The 16,314-nt window shown below is 67.6% G+C and carries 16 protein-coding genes; 11 read left to right on the top strand and 5 right to left on the bottom strand.

Annotation, left to right across the window (positions count from 1 at the left end; genetic code table 11):
- The first annotated feature begins 46 nt into the window (after positions 1-46).
- Entirely contained in the window at positions 47-1,243 is a 1,197-nt protein-coding gene (locus ON40_RS29815; RefSeq protein ID WP_051193730.1) for a L,D-transpeptidase, read from the top strand.
- Between the two features lie 215 nt (positions 1,244-1,458).
- Here ON40_RS29815 and ON40_RS29810 read toward each other — a convergent pair whose 3' ends face one another.
- On the bottom strand, positions 1,459-2,193 hold the full coding sequence (locus tag ON40_RS29810; RefSeq protein ID WP_040828201.1) for an SDR family NAD(P)-dependent oxidoreductase: 735 nt from the start codon (positions 2,191-2,193) through the stop codon (positions 1,459-1,461).
- A 110-nt stretch (positions 2,194-2,303) separates the two neighbouring features.
- Between ON40_RS29810 and ON40_RS29805 the strand changes: the two genes are divergently transcribed.
- From ON40_RS29805 to ON40_RS29765, 9 genes are all read left to right on the top strand, one after another.
- Complete coding sequence (locus ON40_RS29805) at positions 2,304-3,128, top strand: alpha/beta fold hydrolase (protein ID WP_040828200.1); 825 nt, start codon at positions 2,304-2,306, stop codon at positions 3,126-3,128.
- 106 nt (positions 3,129-3,234) lie between these two features.
- Positions 3,235-4,587, top strand: a complete 1,353-nt coding sequence (gene mshA / locus ON40_RS29800; RefSeq protein WP_373281997.1) for a D-inositol-3-phosphate glycosyltransferase — start codon at positions 3,235-3,237, stop codon at positions 4,585-4,587.
- A 28-nt stretch (positions 4,588-4,615) separates the two neighbouring features.
- On the top strand, positions 4,616-5,113 hold the full coding sequence (locus tag ON40_RS29795; protein ID WP_040828198.1) for a type III secretion system chaperone family protein: 498 nt from the start codon (positions 4,616-4,618) through the stop codon (positions 5,111-5,113).
- Between the two features lie 77 nt (positions 5,114-5,190).
- The gene (locus tag ON40_RS29790) at positions 5,191-5,868 is read left to right on the top strand and encodes a nitroreductase family protein (protein WP_040828197.1); all 678 of its coding nucleotides are present in this window, start codon (positions 5,191-5,193) and stop codon (positions 5,866-5,868) included.
- Between the two features lie 55 nt (positions 5,869-5,923).
- Positions 5,924-6,823 (top strand): ROK family protein, encoded by a 900-nt coding sequence (locus ON40_RS29785; protein ID WP_040828196.1) that lies wholly within the window; start codon positions 5,924-5,926, stop codon positions 6,821-6,823.
- A gap of 34 nt (positions 6,824-6,857) precedes the next feature.
- Entirely contained in the window at positions 6,858-7,598 is a 741-nt protein-coding gene (locus tag ON40_RS29780) for a phosphoglyceromutase (RefSeq protein WP_040828451.1), read from the top strand.
- 81 nt (positions 7,599-7,679) lie between these two features.
- Positions 7,680-9,731, top strand: a complete 2,052-nt coding sequence (locus tag ON40_RS29775; RefSeq protein WP_040828195.1) for a CocE/NonD family hydrolase — start codon at positions 7,680-7,682, stop codon at positions 9,729-9,731.
- 323 nt (positions 9,732-10,054) lie between these two features.
- Positions 10,055-11,329, top strand: a complete 1,275-nt coding sequence (locus ON40_RS29770; RefSeq protein ID WP_040828450.1) for a sensor histidine kinase — start codon at positions 10,055-10,057, stop codon at positions 11,327-11,329.
- A complete protein-coding gene (locus ON40_RS29765; protein ID WP_040828194.1) occupies positions 11,326-12,015 on the top strand; it encodes a winged helix-turn-helix domain-containing protein in 690 nt (229 codons plus the stop codon). The genes ON40_RS29770 and ON40_RS29765 overlap by 4 nt, the downstream gene beginning before the upstream one ends.
- 82 nt (positions 12,016-12,097) lie before the next feature.
- On the opposite strand, the gene ON40_RS29760 is transcribed toward ON40_RS29765, so the two are convergent.
- Both ON40_RS29760 and ON40_RS29755 read right to left on the bottom strand, forming a co-directional pair.
- The gene (locus ON40_RS29760; RefSeq protein WP_040828193.1) at positions 12,098-13,345 is read right to left on the bottom strand and encodes an acyltransferase family protein; all 1,248 of its coding nucleotides are present in this window, start codon (positions 13,343-13,345) and stop codon (positions 12,098-12,100) included.
- The gene (locus ON40_RS29755) at positions 13,342-14,292 is read right to left on the bottom strand and encodes an SGNH/GDSL hydrolase family protein (RefSeq protein ID WP_051193729.1); all 951 of its coding nucleotides are present in this window, start codon (positions 14,290-14,292) and stop codon (positions 13,342-13,344) included. The genes ON40_RS29760 and ON40_RS29755 overlap by 4 nt, the downstream gene beginning before the upstream one ends.
- 111 nt (positions 14,293-14,403) lie before the next feature.
- Here ON40_RS29755 and ON40_RS53345 point away from each other — a divergent pair, with 111 nt between their 5' ends.
- Positions 14,404-14,589: a hypothetical protein gene (locus ON40_RS53345; protein WP_040828191.1), complete on the top strand. Its 186-nt coding sequence runs from the start codon at positions 14,404-14,406 to the stop codon at positions 14,587-14,589.
- A 269-nt stretch (positions 14,590-14,858) separates the two neighbouring features.
- On the opposite strand, the gene ON40_RS29745 is transcribed toward ON40_RS53345, so the two are convergent.
- The gene (locus tag ON40_RS29745) at positions 14,859-15,185 is read right to left on the bottom strand and encodes a hypothetical protein (RefSeq protein WP_051193728.1); all 327 of its coding nucleotides are present in this window, start codon (positions 15,183-15,185) and stop codon (positions 14,859-14,861) included.
- Between the two features lie 165 nt (positions 15,186-15,350).
- Positions 15,351-16,220, bottom strand: a complete 870-nt coding sequence (locus tag ON40_RS29740) for a DUF3109 family protein (protein WP_245568048.1) — start codon at positions 16,218-16,220, stop codon at positions 15,351-15,353.
- Between the last annotated feature and the right edge of the window lie 94 nt (positions 16,221-16,314).

Genomic DNA, 16,314 nt, shown 5'->3' with positions numbered 1-16,314 from the left:
AGTGAGCATTCGAAGAGTTACCAGCCGACGCGTCGCGCTCGCGGGGATGGCTCAGCTGGCGGCGGCCGCGTTCGTGGCGGGATGTTCGAGCGACGGCGGCGGGGGCAGTTCGCCGCAGCAGAAGGCTCCGGTCGCGAAGGTGACCTTCGAGCCGGGCGCGGGCGCCGCCGACGTGAGCCCGGTCGCGCCGATCTCGGCCAAGGTCGCCAACGGCACGATCAAGCAGATCGCGCTGAGCAATGCCGACGGCAAGCAGGTCGACGGGATGCTCTCCCCCGACAAGACCAGTTACAAGATCGGCGAACCGCTCGGCTACGGCGTGACCTACAGCTGGTCCGGCACCGCGGTCGGCACGGACGGTAAGCCCGTCGCGATCGACGGCAAGTTCACCACGTTGTCGCCGAAGAAAACCGTGCCCGCGACGGTGAATGTCGGCGACGGCCAGGAAGTCGGCATCGCCGCACCGATCATGTTGCAGTTCAAAGGTCATGTGACGGACAAGGCGGCCACCGAGAAGTCGTTCACCGTCACCACCAATCCGCCCACCGAGGGCGGCTGGGCGTGGCTGCCCGACGACAACGGCGGGTCGCGGGCGCACTGGCGGCCCAAGGAGTACTGGGCCCCGGGGACGACGGTCGATTTCGCGGCCAAGCTGTACGGGCTGAACATGGGCGGCGGCAACTTCGGCGACTCGGATCTGACCTCCTCGTTCAAGATCGGCCGCAGCCAGATCGTCAAGGGCGCCGCCTCGACGCACCGCGTGCAGGTGATCCGCGACGGTGCGACGCTGTTCGATTTCGCGTGCAGCTACGGCGAGGGCAATGAGACGCGCAACGTGACTCGCTCGGGCATCCACGTGGTGACCGAGAAGTACGAGGATTTCACGATGTCGAATCCGCCGTTCTACACCAATGCCCGCGAGCGGTGGGCCGTGCGCATCTCGAACAACGGCGAGTTCATCCACGCGAACCCGATGTCCGCTGGCGCACAAGGCAATTCGAACGTCACCAACGGCTGCATCAACCTCAGCACCGCCGACGCCCAGAAGTACTTCCCGACCGCCCTGTACGGCGACCCGGTCGAGGTCACCGGCACCTCCATCGCCCTGTCGGCCGCCGACGGCGACATCTACGACTGGACGATCTCCTGGGACAAGTGGCAGTCGATGTCGGCGTTGCAGGGGCAGCCCGCACCCGTCGTCTCCGCGACACCGGTCCCCCCGGGGCCGCCCGGAGGCAACTGAGTTACGGCCGGGGCGTATCACCTCGACTGCGGACAGCTGATGCCCTCGGCCGATAGTTGTTGCACGCCAACGGTATTCGATATGCCGGATGATCAGGCTTCGATCGGGATGGCGAATGCCTGTCGGGGCCGCGCCTGGAGGCATGCGTGCGGCCCGGAATCGACGTTGATCACGGGCCGAGCAGGTGTGTGAATTCTGTTGTGCCGCTGTACAGCTCAGGACCGGCGCGCGAAGCGACCCGGCCCGGCCTGGTCGCGCGGCTTCACGACGATGGTGTCCAGGTCGACGTGGGCCGGGCGGCTGGCGGCGAACGCGATGATCTCGGCGATGTCCTGGGCCAGTAGCGGATCGATGCCCTCGTAGACCTTGGCGGCGCGGTCGGTATCGCCGTCGAAGCGGACCAGGGAGAACTCGGTTTCCACTGCGCCCGGGGCGATTTCGGTGAGCCGCACCGGCTGGCCGAGCAGTTCGCCGCGCAGCGTGCGGTGCAGGACGCCCTGGGCGTGTTTGGCCGAGGTGTAGCCCGAGCCGTTGTCGTAGGTGTCGAAGGCGGCGATCGAGGTGACGGTGACGATCAGTCCGTCACCGGAGGCGATCAGCTTCGGCAGCAGTGCCTTGGTCAGCCGCAACGTGCCCAGCACGTTGGTCTCCCACATCCACCGCCAGTCGTCCAGATCCGCCTCGGCCACCGTGGCCAGCCCCTTGGCCCCGCCCGCATTGTTGACCAGTACGTCGACCCGCTCGACCGCGTCGCAGAACGCCCGCACCGACTCGTCGTCGGTTACGTCCAACGCCAGCGCCGTCCCGCCGATCTCCTGCGCGAGCTTTTCCAGCCGGTCCACCCGCCGCGCCCCCACGTACACGTGGTACCCCTGTTTCGCCAGCTCACGGGCGGTAGCCTCGCCGATCCCCGAACTGGCCCCGGTAACAACAGCACTACGAGTACTCATACCTGAAGCTTATGTGCCCGGGGTTTGCCCAGCATCCCGGCCATTGTGGACTGCCCGGCCCGCAGCGGTGGCGCCGCTCGCGTCGCGGCGGGCTGGCTAGTCTCGCGGGCATGGGTATTCGGGAAGTTGTCAGTGCGGACGGGGCCGGGATCGTCTATCGGGTGAGCGGGCCCGAGGGCGGGCGACCGCTGGTTCTGTTGCACGGGTGGGCGGGGAATCTGCGGAACTGGGGTGTCGCGGGCGAGGAGCTGGCCCGGCGGTTCCGGGTGATCGCGGTCGATCTGCGCGGGCACGGGTATTCCGATGCGCCCGAGAGCGGATACGACGATCCGAAGAACTGGGCAGCCGATGTCGCGGCGGTGCTGGCGGCGGAAGGCGTCGAGACCGGGGCGGTGCTGCTGGGCTGGTCCTACGGCGGGATCGTGCTCAGCGACTACCTCGCGGTGAACGGCACGGGCGCGGTGGCCGGGGTGGTGTACTGCGGTTCGCAGGCCGGGATCGGGCGCGGGGTGCCCGGCGCGGAACCCGGTCCGGCCATGCAGAAGGCGATTCCCGACGTGTTCGAGGAGAGCGCGGGTAAGGCGATGCGCGGATTCGCGGCCTTCGGCAGTGCGAACACCGGTACCGCGCGGGACAAGGGCGGCGATGCGCAGCGCCTGTTCGGCGGCAGTCTGTCCACGGCGCCGCGGGTGCGCAAGGCGCTGTTCTACCGCACCGTCGACAACACCGCGATGCTGCGCGCCCTGGACGTCCCGGTCCTGGTCCTGCACGGCACCGCCGATCCGGTGGTCCCCATCGATAACGGCCGCTACATCGCGGAGGCCGCCGCGGACGTGCGCACCTCCTACTGGGACGGCGCGCAGCACGGCCTGTTCATCGAGGACCCGGACCGTTTCGTCACCGAGGTCACCGCTTTCGTCGAATCGCTCGACTGAAAGATCCACTGCCGCGCGGTATGTCGGCGAACGTATTGTGACGACTCTCACTTGGAGGTCCAGGCCGCATCGGCGCGCGGCACGGGACGTGCACACTGGAAAGGTGGTGAGTCAACGCGCGGATGTACGGCCGAATCGGATAGCCGTGTTATCGGTGCACACCTCGCCGCTGGCGCAGCCGGGTACCGGCGACGCGGGTGGGATGAACGTCTACGTGCTGCAGACCGCGATTCAGCTGGCGCGCCGCGGGGTCGAGGTGGAGATCTTCACCCGCGCGACCTCCTCGGGCGACGAACCGGTGGTCGAGGCCGCACCGGGCGTACTGGTGCGCAATGTGGTCGCGGGACCGTTCGAGGGCCTGGACAAACACGATCTGCCCACGCAACTGTGCCCGTTCGCGGCCGAGGTGCTGCGGCAGGAGGCCCGGCAGCTGCCCGGCCACTACGACCTCATCCACTCGCACTACTGGTTGTCCGGGCAGGTCGGCTGGCTGGCCCGCGATCGCTGGCGGGTGCCGCAGGTGCACACCGCGCACACGCTCGCCGCGGTGAAGAACGCCTATCTCGCCGAGGGTGACGCGCCCGAACCCAAGGCCCGGGAGATCGGCGAACGTCAGCTCGTCGAGGAGACCGATCGGCTGATCGCCAATACCGCCGAGGAGGCCCGGCAGCTGGTCGAGCTGTACGGGGCGGATCCCGAGCGCATCGATGTGGTGCTGCCCGGTGCGGATCTGGCGCGTTATCGTCCCGGCGACAAGGCCGCCGCCCGTGCCGAGCTGGGTATCTCTCCCGATGAGCAGGTGGTCGCCTTCGTCGGCCGGATCCAGCCGCTCAAGGCCCCCGACGTGCTGGTGCACGCCGCCGCGCAGGTGCTGCGCGAGCAACCCGGCCGCGCGCTGCGGGTGTTGATCGTGGGCGGCCCGTCCGGCACCGGACTCGAACGCCCCGACGCGTTGATCGAACTCGCCGCCTCGCTGGGCATCGCGGACCGGGTGACCTTCCTGCCGCCGCAGGCCCCGCAGCGGCTGGTACAGGTGTACCGGGCCGCGGACGTCGTCGCGGTGCCCAGCTACAACGAATCGTTCGGCCTGGTCGCCATCGAGGCGCAGGCCAGCGGTACCCCGGTGCTCGCCGCGCACGTCGGCGGACTGGGAACCGCTGTGCGCGATGGGGTTTCGGGGCTGTTGGTGGGTGGTCACCGCACCGACGAGTGGGCCGCGTCGCTGCGCTCGATGCTGGACGATCCGCGACGTCTGCGCGCGATGGGCGTCGCGGCCGCCGAACACGCCACCGAATTCTCCTGGGAGCACACCGCCGAGGGACTGCTGGACAGTTATGCCGAGGCGCTGTGGAGTCATCGGGGGGTGCGCTCGCGGTTGGCGGGTACGGTGCTGGGCGACGGTGGTCAGACCAGGTCGCGGGCGTTGTGGCGGCGACGGATGGGAGTGGTGCGCAGGTGAGTGGACGTGCGGTGAGCGGGGCGGCCCGGTGAGCGCCGCCGAGACCGCGGAACTGATCGAGCGGACCCTGCGGGATCGCGAGGTGGAGTACACCCGCGACGGGGAGCAGACGTTCGTCGTGGTGTTGCCCGGTGAGCGCAAACTGAAGACCACCGTCATGCTGACCGTAGGCAAGCACGGCGTGCGCACCGAATCCTTCGTCTGCCGCAAACCGGACGAGAACTTCGAGGGCGTCTACAAATTCCTGCTGCGCCGCAACCGCCGGCTCTACGGCGTCGCCTACACCCTGGATCGGGTGGGCGATATCTACCTCGTCGGTCGCATCGCCACCCACGCGGTCACCGAGGACGAACTGGACCGTATCTTCGGTCAGATCCTCGAGGCCGTCGACGCGGACTTCAACGTTCTGCTCGAACTCGGTTTCGCGGAATCCATTCGGCGCGAATGGAAATGGCGGGTGTCGCGGGGGGAGTCGCTGAAGAATCTGCGTGCCTTCGAGCACCTGGTCGACGCCGAGGATTCCTGAGGTCCGACGCCTGCGCTGCTGCGGGAGTTCGCGGGGCGGTTGGTCGGTTGTGCGGACCGGCGATCGACAATGGGCGCATGGAACTGAGCGATGCAATGCGGACCACGGGGGCGGTTCGGGAGTTCACCGATGAGGCGGTCGAGGATCGTGTGGTCTACGAGATTCTCGATGACGCACGTTTCGCGCCCAGTGGCGGTAACCGGCAGGGGTGGCGGGCGATCGTGGTGCGCGATCCGCAGGTGCGGCTCGGGTTGCGGGATCTGTATCTGCCGGGGTGGGACGAGTACCTGGCGATGGGGCGGGCCGGGCTGGTGGCGTGGGCTCCGGTCACCGATCGGGAGGCCGAGGCGCGGGCGTTGCAGGACGCGCCCGCCAGCGCGGCGAAGCGGGGCAGGTTCGCCGAACAACTGCACGAGGTGCCCGTCCTGATCGTGCTGCTGGCCGATCTGCGGGCTCTCGCGGCCCCGGATCGCGACCTGGACCGGTACACCCTGGTCGGCGGCGCATCGATCTACCCCTTCGCCTGGAACATCCTGCTGGCCGCGCGCGACCGCGGTCTGGGCGGCGTCATGACCACGATGCTCACCCGCCACGAGCCGCAGGTCCGCGCTCTGCTCGGCGTGCCTGACGAATTCGCGGTCGCCGCCGCGCTGGCCCTGGGGCACCCCGTGCGCCGTCCGACCAAACTGCGCCGCGCGGCCGTCGAGGACTTCACCACCCTCGACCGTTTCGACGGCCCGGGGTTCACCGCCTGATCCACAACGCGGTTTCCCTGCCGCGGACGGGTCCGGGGTGCGAGGATTTCGGGCTGTGATCAGTGTGGCGTTGGATATCGGGGCGACGAAGTTCGCCGCGGGGGTCGTGGATGCGGGGCAGCGGGTTCGGGACGTGCGGCAGATCGCGGTGCCGAAGCAGGGGGTGTGGGATGCCTGCCGGGAGTTGCTGCTCGGGGTGGCAGGCCAGGAGCGGGTCGGCGCCGTCGGGATCGGGGCCGCGGGCCCGGTGGATGTGCGCTCCGGGACGACCTCGCCGCTGAATATCCAGGAGTGGAGTTCGGGATTCGCGCTGGTGGACGCGGTACGCGAGTTGTTCCCGGGAGCCGGGGTGCGGCTCGCGGTCGACGGCGCCTGCCTGGCGCTGGCCGAACATCACATCGGGGGCTTGCGCGGGGTGCGTGACGGCCTGGCGATGACGGTGTCCTCGGGCATCGGCGGCGGGATCATCTCCGACGGGAAGCTCGCCCTCGGCCGCACCGGCAACGCGGGACACGTCGGCCATATCGTGGTTCCCGGCTCCCGCGAACGGTGCGGCTGCGGCGGTATCGGCTGCGTCGAGGCCGTCGCCAGCGGTATGTCCTCGGTGCGCTGGGCCCGCGACCACGGCTGGACCGGCCGCTCGGGCATCGAACTCGCGCAGGCCGCGCACGGCGGTGACGCGATCGCCCTCGCGGCTCTCGAACGCGCCGGAACCGCTCTGGGCCAGGCGATTTCGTCCGCCGCGGCACTGCTGGACATCGATCGCGTCGTCATCGGCGGCGGTTTCGCCGAATCCGGTGAGCCGCTGTGGAATCCGATGCGCGCGGCGATCGCCGAGCACGCCCGCCTCGGCTTCCTGCACGACCTGCGCGTCGTCCCGTCCCAGATAGACCACGGCGCAACCCTGGTCGGAGCGGCGGTCCTGGCCACCGAATACGAGGTCGAACAGGCATAGGAGCCCGGAAACCACCACCGCTACGATGGGCCGCATGACGTACACCCTCGTGTTGCTGCGCCACGGCGAGAGCGAATGGAATGCCCTGAATCTGTTCACCGGCTGGGTGGATGTGCACCTGACCGAGAAGGGTGTGGCCGAGGGGCGGCGGGCCGGGGAGCTGCTGGCCGAGCGGGGGATCCTGCCCGACATCGTGTTCACCTCGCTGCTGCGCCGGGCGATCGGCACCGCGAATCTGGCGCTGGACGCCGCGGATCGGCACTGGATTCCGGTGATCCGGGACTGGCGGCTCAACGAGCGGCACTACGGCGCGTTGCAGGGCAAGAACAAGGCCGAGATCCGGGACAAGTACGGCGACGAGCAGTTCATGCTGTGGCGGCGCAGTTACGACACGCCGCCGCCGCCGATCGAGTCGGGCAGCGAATTCAGCCAGGACGGCGATCCGCGCTACGCCGGCATCGAGGCGCCGGCCACCGAATGCCTGAAGGACGTCGTGGCCCGGATGGTGCCGTACTGGGAGTCGGACATCGCCCCGCGGCTGCGCACCGGCAAGACGGTTCTCGTTGCCGCGCACGGTAATTCGCTGCGCGCGCTGGTCAAGCATCTGGAGGACATCTCGGACGAGGACATCGCCGGGCTGAACATCCCGACCGGCATTCCGCTGCGCTACGAGCTGGACGAGAATCTGCGCCCGATCGGTGCGGGCGAGTACCTGGATCCGGAGGCGGCCGCGGCGGGTGCGGCGGCGGTGGCGAGCCAGGGCGGCAACAAGTAACAGTAGCCGGTGGTTTGCAACTTACTCGCCGGTAGGTAAACTCTCGCTCGTTTCGTTCGATCGAGAGGTGGATCACGTCCGATGAAGTACGCGTTCCGTGCCGCAGTCGTGTTGACCGCAGCCACCCTTGCCCTGCCCTTCTTCGCCGGAACGTCCTCGGCGGCGCCCGAATCGACCGGGCCCGACGGCGGCGCCGCGGGCGCCGCCTGGACGGCTGCGCAGGACGGTCCGCAGCAGTATCCGAACATCCACATCGATTGGGATGTGCCGATCACGATGAGTGACGGCACGGTGCTGAAAGGCAACGTGTACCGTCCCGCCGATCCGGCCGGACATCCGATCGATGTGCGAACGCCGGTCGTGCTCAACATGACTCCGTACACCAAACTGGTGTCGAATCTGGCCGATCACGCGGGCTCGATTCCGGGACTGTCCGATGCGCTGCTGAATCTGTTCCGGCAGATCGATCTGTCCGGCACCCCGCTGTCCGGGATCACGGATCTGACCAAGGCGTTCGGCGGCGGTGAACTGCGCAACTTCGCGGTGGACCGCGAACTGGTGGAGAGCGGATACACGCAGGTCGTGGTCGATGTGCGCGGAACCGGCTTCTCCCAAGGGGATTGGGACATGCTGCGGCAGCGCGAGCAGCAGGACACCGTCGAGACGATCGATTGGGCCGCGCGCCAGTCCTGGTCCGACGGCAAGGTCGGGATGAACGGCCTGTCCTATTCGGGCATCAACCAGGTGCAGGCCGCGGAACAACATCCGCCCGCCCTGAAAGCGATCTTCCCCGTGGTGCCGGGCAGTGACCTGGTGAACGACGTGCTCGCGCCCGGCGGCGGCTTCGGATTCAACTTCATTCCGTTGTGGCTCAGCGCGATCAACGGCCTCAAATGGGTTCCGGATCTGCAGTCGCTGGTGACCGGCAAGTTCGACACCAGGTGGCTCGACGACCGCATCGATGATCCGTTCACCTACATGGACGTGTTGATCAGCGCCTACACCCGAACGCGCATGCAGGATCTGGATCCGCGGGTGCGCCAGATGCTGACCGACGTGTCCACCGAACGCCAAGCGTGGCTGGGTGACCCGAGCCGGATCACCATCCCGACCTTCGTCACCGGCGGCTGGCACGATCTGTTCACGTATTCGGAATCCAAGATCTACAACGAGATTCCGCTCGCGCCGGGGCACAAGCAGTTGCTGATGGGCAACACCTATCACCTGAACTCCGGTAGCGAATCCGGGAAGCCGGGTCTGCCGCCGCGCCTGGACGTGTTGCAGCGCGCGTGGTTCGACAAGTGGCTCAAGGGAATCGACAACGGTATCGATCACTACGGCCCGGTGACGTTGCGCGAACAGGGCGGCGGTTGGGTCACCCAGGGCGGTTTCGGTCCGTCGGCCCCGGCCGAGGAGGCCGCGAAATATCGTCGAATATACTTGTCCGCCAGGCGAAGTGGTACCGCGTCCAGTGCGTACGACGGATCGCTGAGCGGGACGCCCACCGGTGAGTCCACTCGGCTGACCGTCGCGCCCGGCCTGACGACGCTGTGCTCCAACGATGCCGCGCAGGCCACCGCGGGCGTGCTGGCGGTGATCGACGCGTGCGGTCAGGACGCCCGGATCGCCGAGACCGGTGCGCTGACCTTCACCAGTGCGCCGGTGCCGGGTGCGACGACGATCTCCGGTCCGGTCGCGGTCCATCTGGAGACCGTGCAGGACGCCGCGGACGGGTACTGGGTGGCGACGCTGAACGACGTCGCCCCGGACGGGCAGTCGACGGTGTTGTCCTCCGGACAGTTGATGGCCTCGCTGCGACAGGTCGACGAGGCACACAGTTCGCGTTCGGCGAATGGCGATTACACCGATCCGCGCGCCTACACCTCGCTGGACCGGCGTCAGCCGACCGTGCCGGGTGTGCCGACCACGCTCGATATCGCGCTGCCGGCCACCCGCGCGGTGCTGGCTCCCGGACACCGCCTGCGGGTGGACGTGTTCGCCGGGAACTTCCCCAAGGGGCTGCCGATCATGCCGATGCTGATCGACACCGGCCTGAAGCCCGAGCACGTGCAGCTCGATCCGCGAAATCCGAGTTTCGTGAACGTCCCGGTTCGCGGTGCGGACGGTTGGTGATCCGAACCGCCGGGTGATCCGCGATTCGCGGCAGAAGAGGTAAACCTCACAACCGGTACACCCCGCCGAATCAATCACAGCGTCGGGCGGGGTGGCGGACGAGTTCACACGTGCTTCGCGCATTCTCCAGATGTGCGGTGCCGCAACGCAATGTGGCCGAGGCATCGTCGAAGGGGTGCGCGGCCCGGCCGGGCCGGTGATTGTCGACCCGCCGACAAACACCGCGTGAACGACTGGCTAACACCGTCGTAATGCCCTGCGACCTGCATGAAACTTCGCCGTCCGGCACTCGCCGTGTCGGCCTGCGATCGTACGATTCACGTGTGAGCGTTCCCCAGGCCGTGCTGCTGGCAGTTCTCGCGGCCATCGTCGGGCTGGCCGTTGGCGGGCTGCTGATTCCGTATGTGAATGCTCGCCAGGCACAGCGGCGCGAGGCCGAGAGCGGCCTGACCATGTCCCAGGTCCTCGACCTGATCGTGCTCACCTCCGAGAGCGGTATCGCGGTCGTGGACGAATACCGCGACGTGGTGCTGGTCAATCCGCGCGCCGAGGAATTGGGCGTGGTCCGCAATCGGCTGCTGGACGAGCGCGCCTGGGCGGCGGTCGAGAAAGTCATCGCCACCGGCGAGGACATGGAATTCGATCTGACGCTGAAGAATCCGGTGCCCGGCCGCGGCCGCATCGCCGTGCGCGGAATGGCCCGGCCGCTCTCGCGCGGGGAATCCAATTTCGTCGTGCTGTTCGCCGACGACGATTCCGAAACCGCCCGCATGGAGGCCACCCGCCGCGATTTCGTGGCCAATGTCAGCCACGAACTCAAAACGCCGGTCGGTGCGATGAGCCTGCTCGCCGAGGCGTTGCTGGAATCGGCCGACGATCCGGATTCGGTGCGGCACTTCGGCAATCGGCTGCTGGCCGAATCCGGGCGGATGGGCAAGATGGTGACCGAGCTGATCGCCCTGTCGCGCCTGCAGGGCGCGGAGAAGCTGCCGCAGCTCGAGGCCGTGGAGGTGGACGTCGTGGTGAACGCCGCGATCGAACGTTCCCGCACCGCCGCCGAGGCCGCCGGAATCACCGTCAGCACCGATTCCAACAGCGGGATGGAAATTCTGGGCGATGAGACGCTGCTGGTCACGGCATTGTCGAATCTGGTGGAGAACGCCATCAACTACTCCCCGCGCGGCTCGCACGTGTCCGTGAGCCGCGCGGTGCGCAACGGTCATGTCAACATCGCGGTCACCGATCGCGGTATCGGCATCGCCAAGGAGGATCAGGAACGGGTGTTCGAGCGGTTCTTCCGCGCGGACAAGGCCCGCTCGCGCGCCACGGGCGGCACCGGACTCGGCTTGGCTATCGTCAAGCACGTGGCCGCCAACCACAACGGCGAGATCACCCTGTGGAGCAAACTGGGCACGGGTTCGACGTTCACGCTGCGCATTCCCGCGGTCGAGACCGAGGATCACAGTGCCCGCGGCGGGGCCGGTGCGGCCCCCGCCGCGGACAAGAGAACACCCCCCGGAACTCCGGCGGGTAAGAAGGAAACCGGCTCACGCCCCGCGGGGCGAGCCAGACCAAACGGTGTGGAGGCAACCCGATGACGAGTGTGCTGATCGTCGAGGACGAGGAGTCGCTGGCCGATCCGCTCGCCTTTCTGCTGCGCAAGGAGGGGTTCGAGGTCACCGTCGTCGGCGACGGACCTTCCGCGCTGGCCGAGTTCGACCGTTCCGGTGCGGATATCGTCCTGCTGGACCTGATGCTGCCCGGAATGAGCGGCACCGACGTCTGCAAGCAGCTGCGCATCCGCAGCAGCGTGCCGGTGATCATGGTGACCGCGCGGGACAGCGAGATCGATAAGGTGGTCGGCCTCGAACTGGGCGCGGACGACTACGTGACCAAGCCCTATTCGTCCCGGGAGCTGATCGCCCGGATCCGTGCCGTGCTGCGGCGCGGTGCGGGTGAGGAGATGGACGGCACCAGCGAGAACGCCGTACTCGAGGCGGGCCCGGTGCGCATGGATGTGGATCGGCACACCGTGCAGGTCAACGGCAAGCCGGTGACCCTGCCGTTGAAGGAATTCGATCTGCTGGAGTATCTGCTCCGCAATTCCGGTCGCGTGCTCACCCGCGGGCAGCTCATCGACCGGGTATGGGGCGCGGATTACGTCGGCGACACCAAAACCCTCGACGTGCACGTCAAACGACTGCGTTCGAAGATCGAGATGGATCCGGCCAAACCGGAACATCTGGTCACCGTGCGCGGCCTGGGGTACAAGCTCGAGGCCTGACCGGAGGACGTGACCCTCGAACACCTGAGGCTCCCGGATCACCGGGATCCTCGGGTGTTATCGATCCGGCAGCGGGTCCAGGTCAGGTGGACCCGGCCGAAGTCCTGGCGCGCGGCCGCGCGAAACGGCGCATCAGGGGCAGATCGGCCAGCTGGTAGATCGCTGCTGCCGCGACGATCGAACCGAGCAGGCACAGCCCCGCGCAGCCCAACCAGCCCCACAGGCCGAATCGGTGGCCGCCGATCAGGAATCTGGTCACCAGCACCATGATCGGGAACTGGATCAGGTAGAAGGCGTAGGAGATCTCGCCGAGCCACACCATCGGCCTGGACGGGGTGCGAGCGGACGGTCCGCGTTGATCGCGGACGGCCATCGTGGCGATCAGCGCGGCCATCGGACCGACTTCGGTCGCCGACATCTTGAAGTCCACCGGAACCACCCAAGTGGCCAGGTAGGACAGCGCGACCGCGAGCACCGGGAGCGTCAATCTCGTGTTGCGCCAACGGTTTTCGATCACCATTCGGGCGGTCAGCACGCCGACGTAGAACTCCGGCAGCCGCGAGAGCGGGAAGTTGTAGCTGAACCAGTACGAGCGCAGCACCGGAATATCCGGCTGCTCGAACCAGATGCGGGCCGCGTGCAGTTCGGCGTGCGGTGACACGTCACCGTCGACCAGCCGGGGTGCGAAGACGTTGCCGATCGCGGTCGGGCCGTCGAAGGCGATCAGGTACGCCGCGTGCAGCGCGAGGACGAATACCAGCAGACCCGCGATCCACCACAGCAGCCGCGCCGCGGGAATCCGCCGCACGAGCGGCAACAGCAGTGGAAAGCTCAGGTAGAACAGCATTTCCGAACACAGCGACCAGGACGGCACGTTGAGCCCGCCGACCGTGCTCCACTTCGGCACCCAGTTGTGCACCAGCAGCAGGTTCGGCAGCCACACCACCACGCGATGCAGCGGCACGCTCGCCGCGAGGATGAACACCGCCGCCGCGATCAGGTGCGTCGGATAGATCTTGAGCACCCGGCGGCGGTAGAAACCCAGCGCCGAACCGCCGCGTCCGGCCGACCAGTAGATGATGAACCCGGACAGCACGAAGAAGAACGTCACGCCGGCCGCGCCGAACTGCATCGGCACGAAGTCCTGATGGATCCGCCGGAACAGTTCGGTCTTCTGAAAGGGGTAGGCGGGCAACAGAATCAGCGCATGCGCCGCGAACACCGCACAGGCGGCCCACCACCGCGCCGCGGTCAGCGACGGCAGACGCCCCGAATGCCGTCGCTGATCCGCCGCAGGGGTGTCCACCGGCGGTGACTGCACCTGGGTCATTGTGCGATCCGGCGGTACAGTGCCTGTGCCGTCACCGAATCCCCCTGAGCGCTGGGGTGGAACGGGATGCCGATGAAGTCGGCCCGCGGGTCGAAGAACCCGTTCAGCCACGGTTGCGTCGAGCACAGGCCGTGCCCGGCGGTGATCGCGCGGACGTCGAAGAACTCGAGATCCATCAGCTTCGCGGCGTCGATCTGGGCTTGCTGCAACTGATCGAGGTAATCCACGAGGCCCGCGCCGCGGTCCTGGACGATGTTGCCGACACCGAGGACGCTGGTGCAGACGGTCGTCGAATGCGCCGGGAACAGTTCGGGATATCCGACCAGGATGATGCGCGCGTTCGGCGCGTAATAGCGGACGTAGTCGACGACCTCGCGGATCCGGTCGGCGTACGCCTGCCCGGTCATGGCTCGGAAGTCGGCGATTCGGCCCTGCGCCGCGGCCTCGGGTCCGCAGCCGTCGCGGAAGTTGAATATGCACGACTCCATCGAGGTCCACAGCATCGTCTTGCTGGTCCCCCAGGTGTCGTTCAAGCCGAACTGCAGGGCCACCGTCTTGGTCCGCGGACCGAACGCGCCCGCGGCCGCGGCGATGCGTGCCTCGGACACGATGTCGTAGGCGGTGTGGCTCTGCAGTGACGCCCCGGAACACGAGACGTCCTCGAAGTCCGCCGTGCCCGCGATCCCCAGCAGCCGGCTCAGCTGAATCGGCCACGCGGTGGGTCCGTGGTTGCAGTCCCTCGAATCACCGTCCAGGCGAATGCCGTTCGCGGTGTACGAGTCGCCCATGACGACCAGTTCACTGCCCGACGGATGGGACGCGGAGCTGTCGGCAGGCGAGTCGGCTCGGGCCGGACCGCTCACGGCGACGGCGAGCAACGTTGCGCAGGCGGCCAATACGACACCGCCGAGGCGGCCTCGGGCCGCGGTGAAGATATTCGTTCGCATCGTGCGTGGCGCCCTCAGTAGCCGGCTCGCGGAGTGAAGCCGGGATCCGACAGTGTCGGTGCGGGTTTCGGCGCGGCGGTCTGCGGATGAGTCTGCGGCGCTTGGGGTTGCGTGGCCTCGGGCTGGGGCGCCTGGGGCTGCGGCGCTTCAGGCTGCGTCGCCTGGGGTGGCGGCGCGACGGCCGGGGCCGAGGAGGCCGGGGGCACAGGCGCACTGGTCGCCGTGGCGCTCGTGGGAGATGTCGAGGAAGCCGCCGTCGGCGCCACGGTGGTCGTGCTGCCCGGCGTGGATCCGTGACCGGAATTGTCACAACCGGTGAGCGCACCCAGTCCGATAATCGCTGAAGTGGCGAACAATAGTGTGCTGGAAGCCTTTTTCAACGTGCTCATAGTCCATATATCGAACCCCGGAACCACAATCGCTACAAGACGGCGGTTCCATGGTCCGTGACCTCGTTCGATGATGGAATGTGTTGTCGGTAACGCTGATTCGAGCCGCAGCGATACGCAGACACCCGGCGTTCCCGGATAACCGGGAGCGTCGGGTGTCGTGGATCCGGCAGCGGCCTAGGTGAGGTGAACCCAGACGGTGCCGATCTGGGGGAGCTGGGTCTGGCTCAGGTGGAACCAGCCGAAGTCGTCGTGCTGCATGCAGTCGGTGAAGGGGCCCTTGGGGGACGCGCCCTTGCAGTAGATCGGGTGGGTGGTCCCGTAGATGCTGGCGACGACCTGCTTGCCGTTGGCCTTGGCGTTGATCGCGGCCGGATCGGTGTAGAGCACGAAGTTCGAGGTGGCGTCGTTGTAGTCGCGGGTGTCGTCGGCGTGGGCCGCGGGGGCGACGATCGCGGCGCCGGCGACGGTGAGCAGAGCGGTGGTGATCAGTTTCCTCATCATGGCGGTGGTTTCTAACATTGAAAGGTGACGTCCGCATGGCGAGACGGTGTCGCGCAGGGTTCGCTCCGCGCCTGATCCGCCTGCCCGCGTCGGCCGGGAACAGCTGATCGTCCGTTCAACTCGATGATATTGCCGGAAGATCGCTGACGCTTATGTACTCGGCTTTCAGGCGCTGCGCTCGTTCGCTTCGTGCTCCTCCGCCGCGCGGGTGGCCGGATGCACCGCGATCAGGCCCAGGCCCTCGCGACGTTTGCAGTGCCGGGCCAACTCGTCGTAGGCGGGCTTGCCGATCAGCTCGATCAGTTCCGGAGCGTAGGACTGCCACACCGGGCGCGAGCCGACATGGGCGTCGGGGGAGCCGGAGCAGTACCAGTTCAGGTCCTCGCCGCCCGGACCCCAACCGCGACGGTCGTATTCGGTGAGCGTGGTGCGCAGGATCTGCACGCCGTCCGGGCGGTCCACCCAGTCCTGGGTGCGGCGAATCGGCAACTGCCAGCACACTTCCGGCTTGACCGTCAGCGGTTCCAGTCCCGTGCGCAGGGCCATCGAATGCAGGGCGCAGCCGATGCCGCCCTCGAAACCCGGACGATTGAGGAAGATGCACGCGCCCTCGTAGCGGCGGGTCCGCAGCGCGGGTTCGTCGTCCAGTTCGTCCTGTTCCAGATAGAGCTTCTTGCGCACCTTGCCCTCGGCGTCGGTCGCCTCGCCCATCAGCTGCCAGTCCTGAGGTGTGAGCTTTTTCACAGCCTTGGCGAGCTTCTTGCGATCGTCGTCGTCGCACAGGAATGCGCCGTGCGAACAGCAACCGTCGTCCGGGCGACCCTCGATGATGCCCTGGCAGGCAGGGGTGCCGAAGACGCACGTCCATCGGGACAGCAACCAGGTGAGGTCGGCCGCAATGGTGTGCTCGTCGTTCGCCGGGTCGTTGAATTCGATCCACTCGCGCGGGAAATCGAGCCCGACCTCGGGACTGGGATCGATCTTCGTCGCTGGTCGCAGCCCCGTCGGGGCGCTCGCGGAAGCTCCTGCCGTCACGCATCCGAGTGTATTGCTCCCGCGGGGAAGCGCGTGGACCGGCCGTACATCGAGTACCAACCGTATTCCGACACGTCACAGCGCCACCCAGTAC

The organism is Nocardia jiangxiensis NBRC 101359, from assembly GCF_000308615.1.
GTDB lineage: Bacteria > Actinomycetota > Actinomycetes > Mycobacteriales > Mycobacteriaceae > Nocardia > Nocardia jiangxiensis.
Note: the sequence above shows the minus strand (reverse complement) of the source record. Positions and strands in the feature narration are given on the sequence as shown.

What these genes read in the sequence shown, in the direction of transcription:
- ON40_RS29805 (WP_040828200.1), top strand. Translation starts at nt 2,304, where the DNA reads ATGGGTATTCGGGAAGTTGTCAGTGCGGACGGGGCCGGGATCGTCTAT.
- ON40_RS29815 (WP_051193730.1), top strand. Translation starts at nt 47, where the DNA reads ATGGCTCAGCTGGCGGCGGCCGCGTTCGTGGCGGGATGTTCGAGCGAC.
- ON40_RS29760 (WP_040828193.1), bottom strand. Translation starts at nt 13,345, where the DNA reads ATGACCCAGGTGCAGTCACCGCCGGTGGACACCCCTGCGGCGGATCAG.
- ON40_RS29775 (WP_040828195.1), top strand. Translation starts at nt 7,680, where the DNA reads ATGAAGTACGCGTTCCGTGCCGCAGTCGTGTTGACCGCAGCCACCCTT.
- ON40_RS29765 (WP_040828194.1), top strand. Translation starts at nt 11,326, where the DNA reads ATGACGAGTGTGCTGATCGTCGAGGACGAGGAGTCGCTGGCCGATCCG.
- ON40_RS29810 (WP_040828201.1), bottom strand. Translation starts at nt 2,193, where the DNA reads ATGAGTACTCGTAGTGCTGTTGTTACCGGGGCCAGTTCGGGGATCGGC.
- ON40_RS29745 (WP_051193728.1), bottom strand. Translation starts at nt 15,185, where the DNA reads ATGATGAGGAAACTGATCACCACCGCTCTGCTCACCGTCGCCGGCGCC.
- ON40_RS29755 (WP_051193729.1), bottom strand. Translation starts at nt 14,292, where the DNA reads ATGCGAACGAATATCTTCACCGCGGCCCGAGGCCGCCTCGGCGGTGTC.
- ON40_RS29780 (WP_040828451.1), top strand. Translation starts at nt 6,858, where the DNA reads ATGACGTACACCCTCGTGTTGCTGCGCCACGGCGAGAGCGAATGGAAT.
- ON40_RS29790 (WP_040828197.1), top strand. Translation starts at nt 5,191, where the DNA reads ATGGAACTGAGCGATGCAATGCGGACCACGGGGGCGGTTCGGGAGTTC.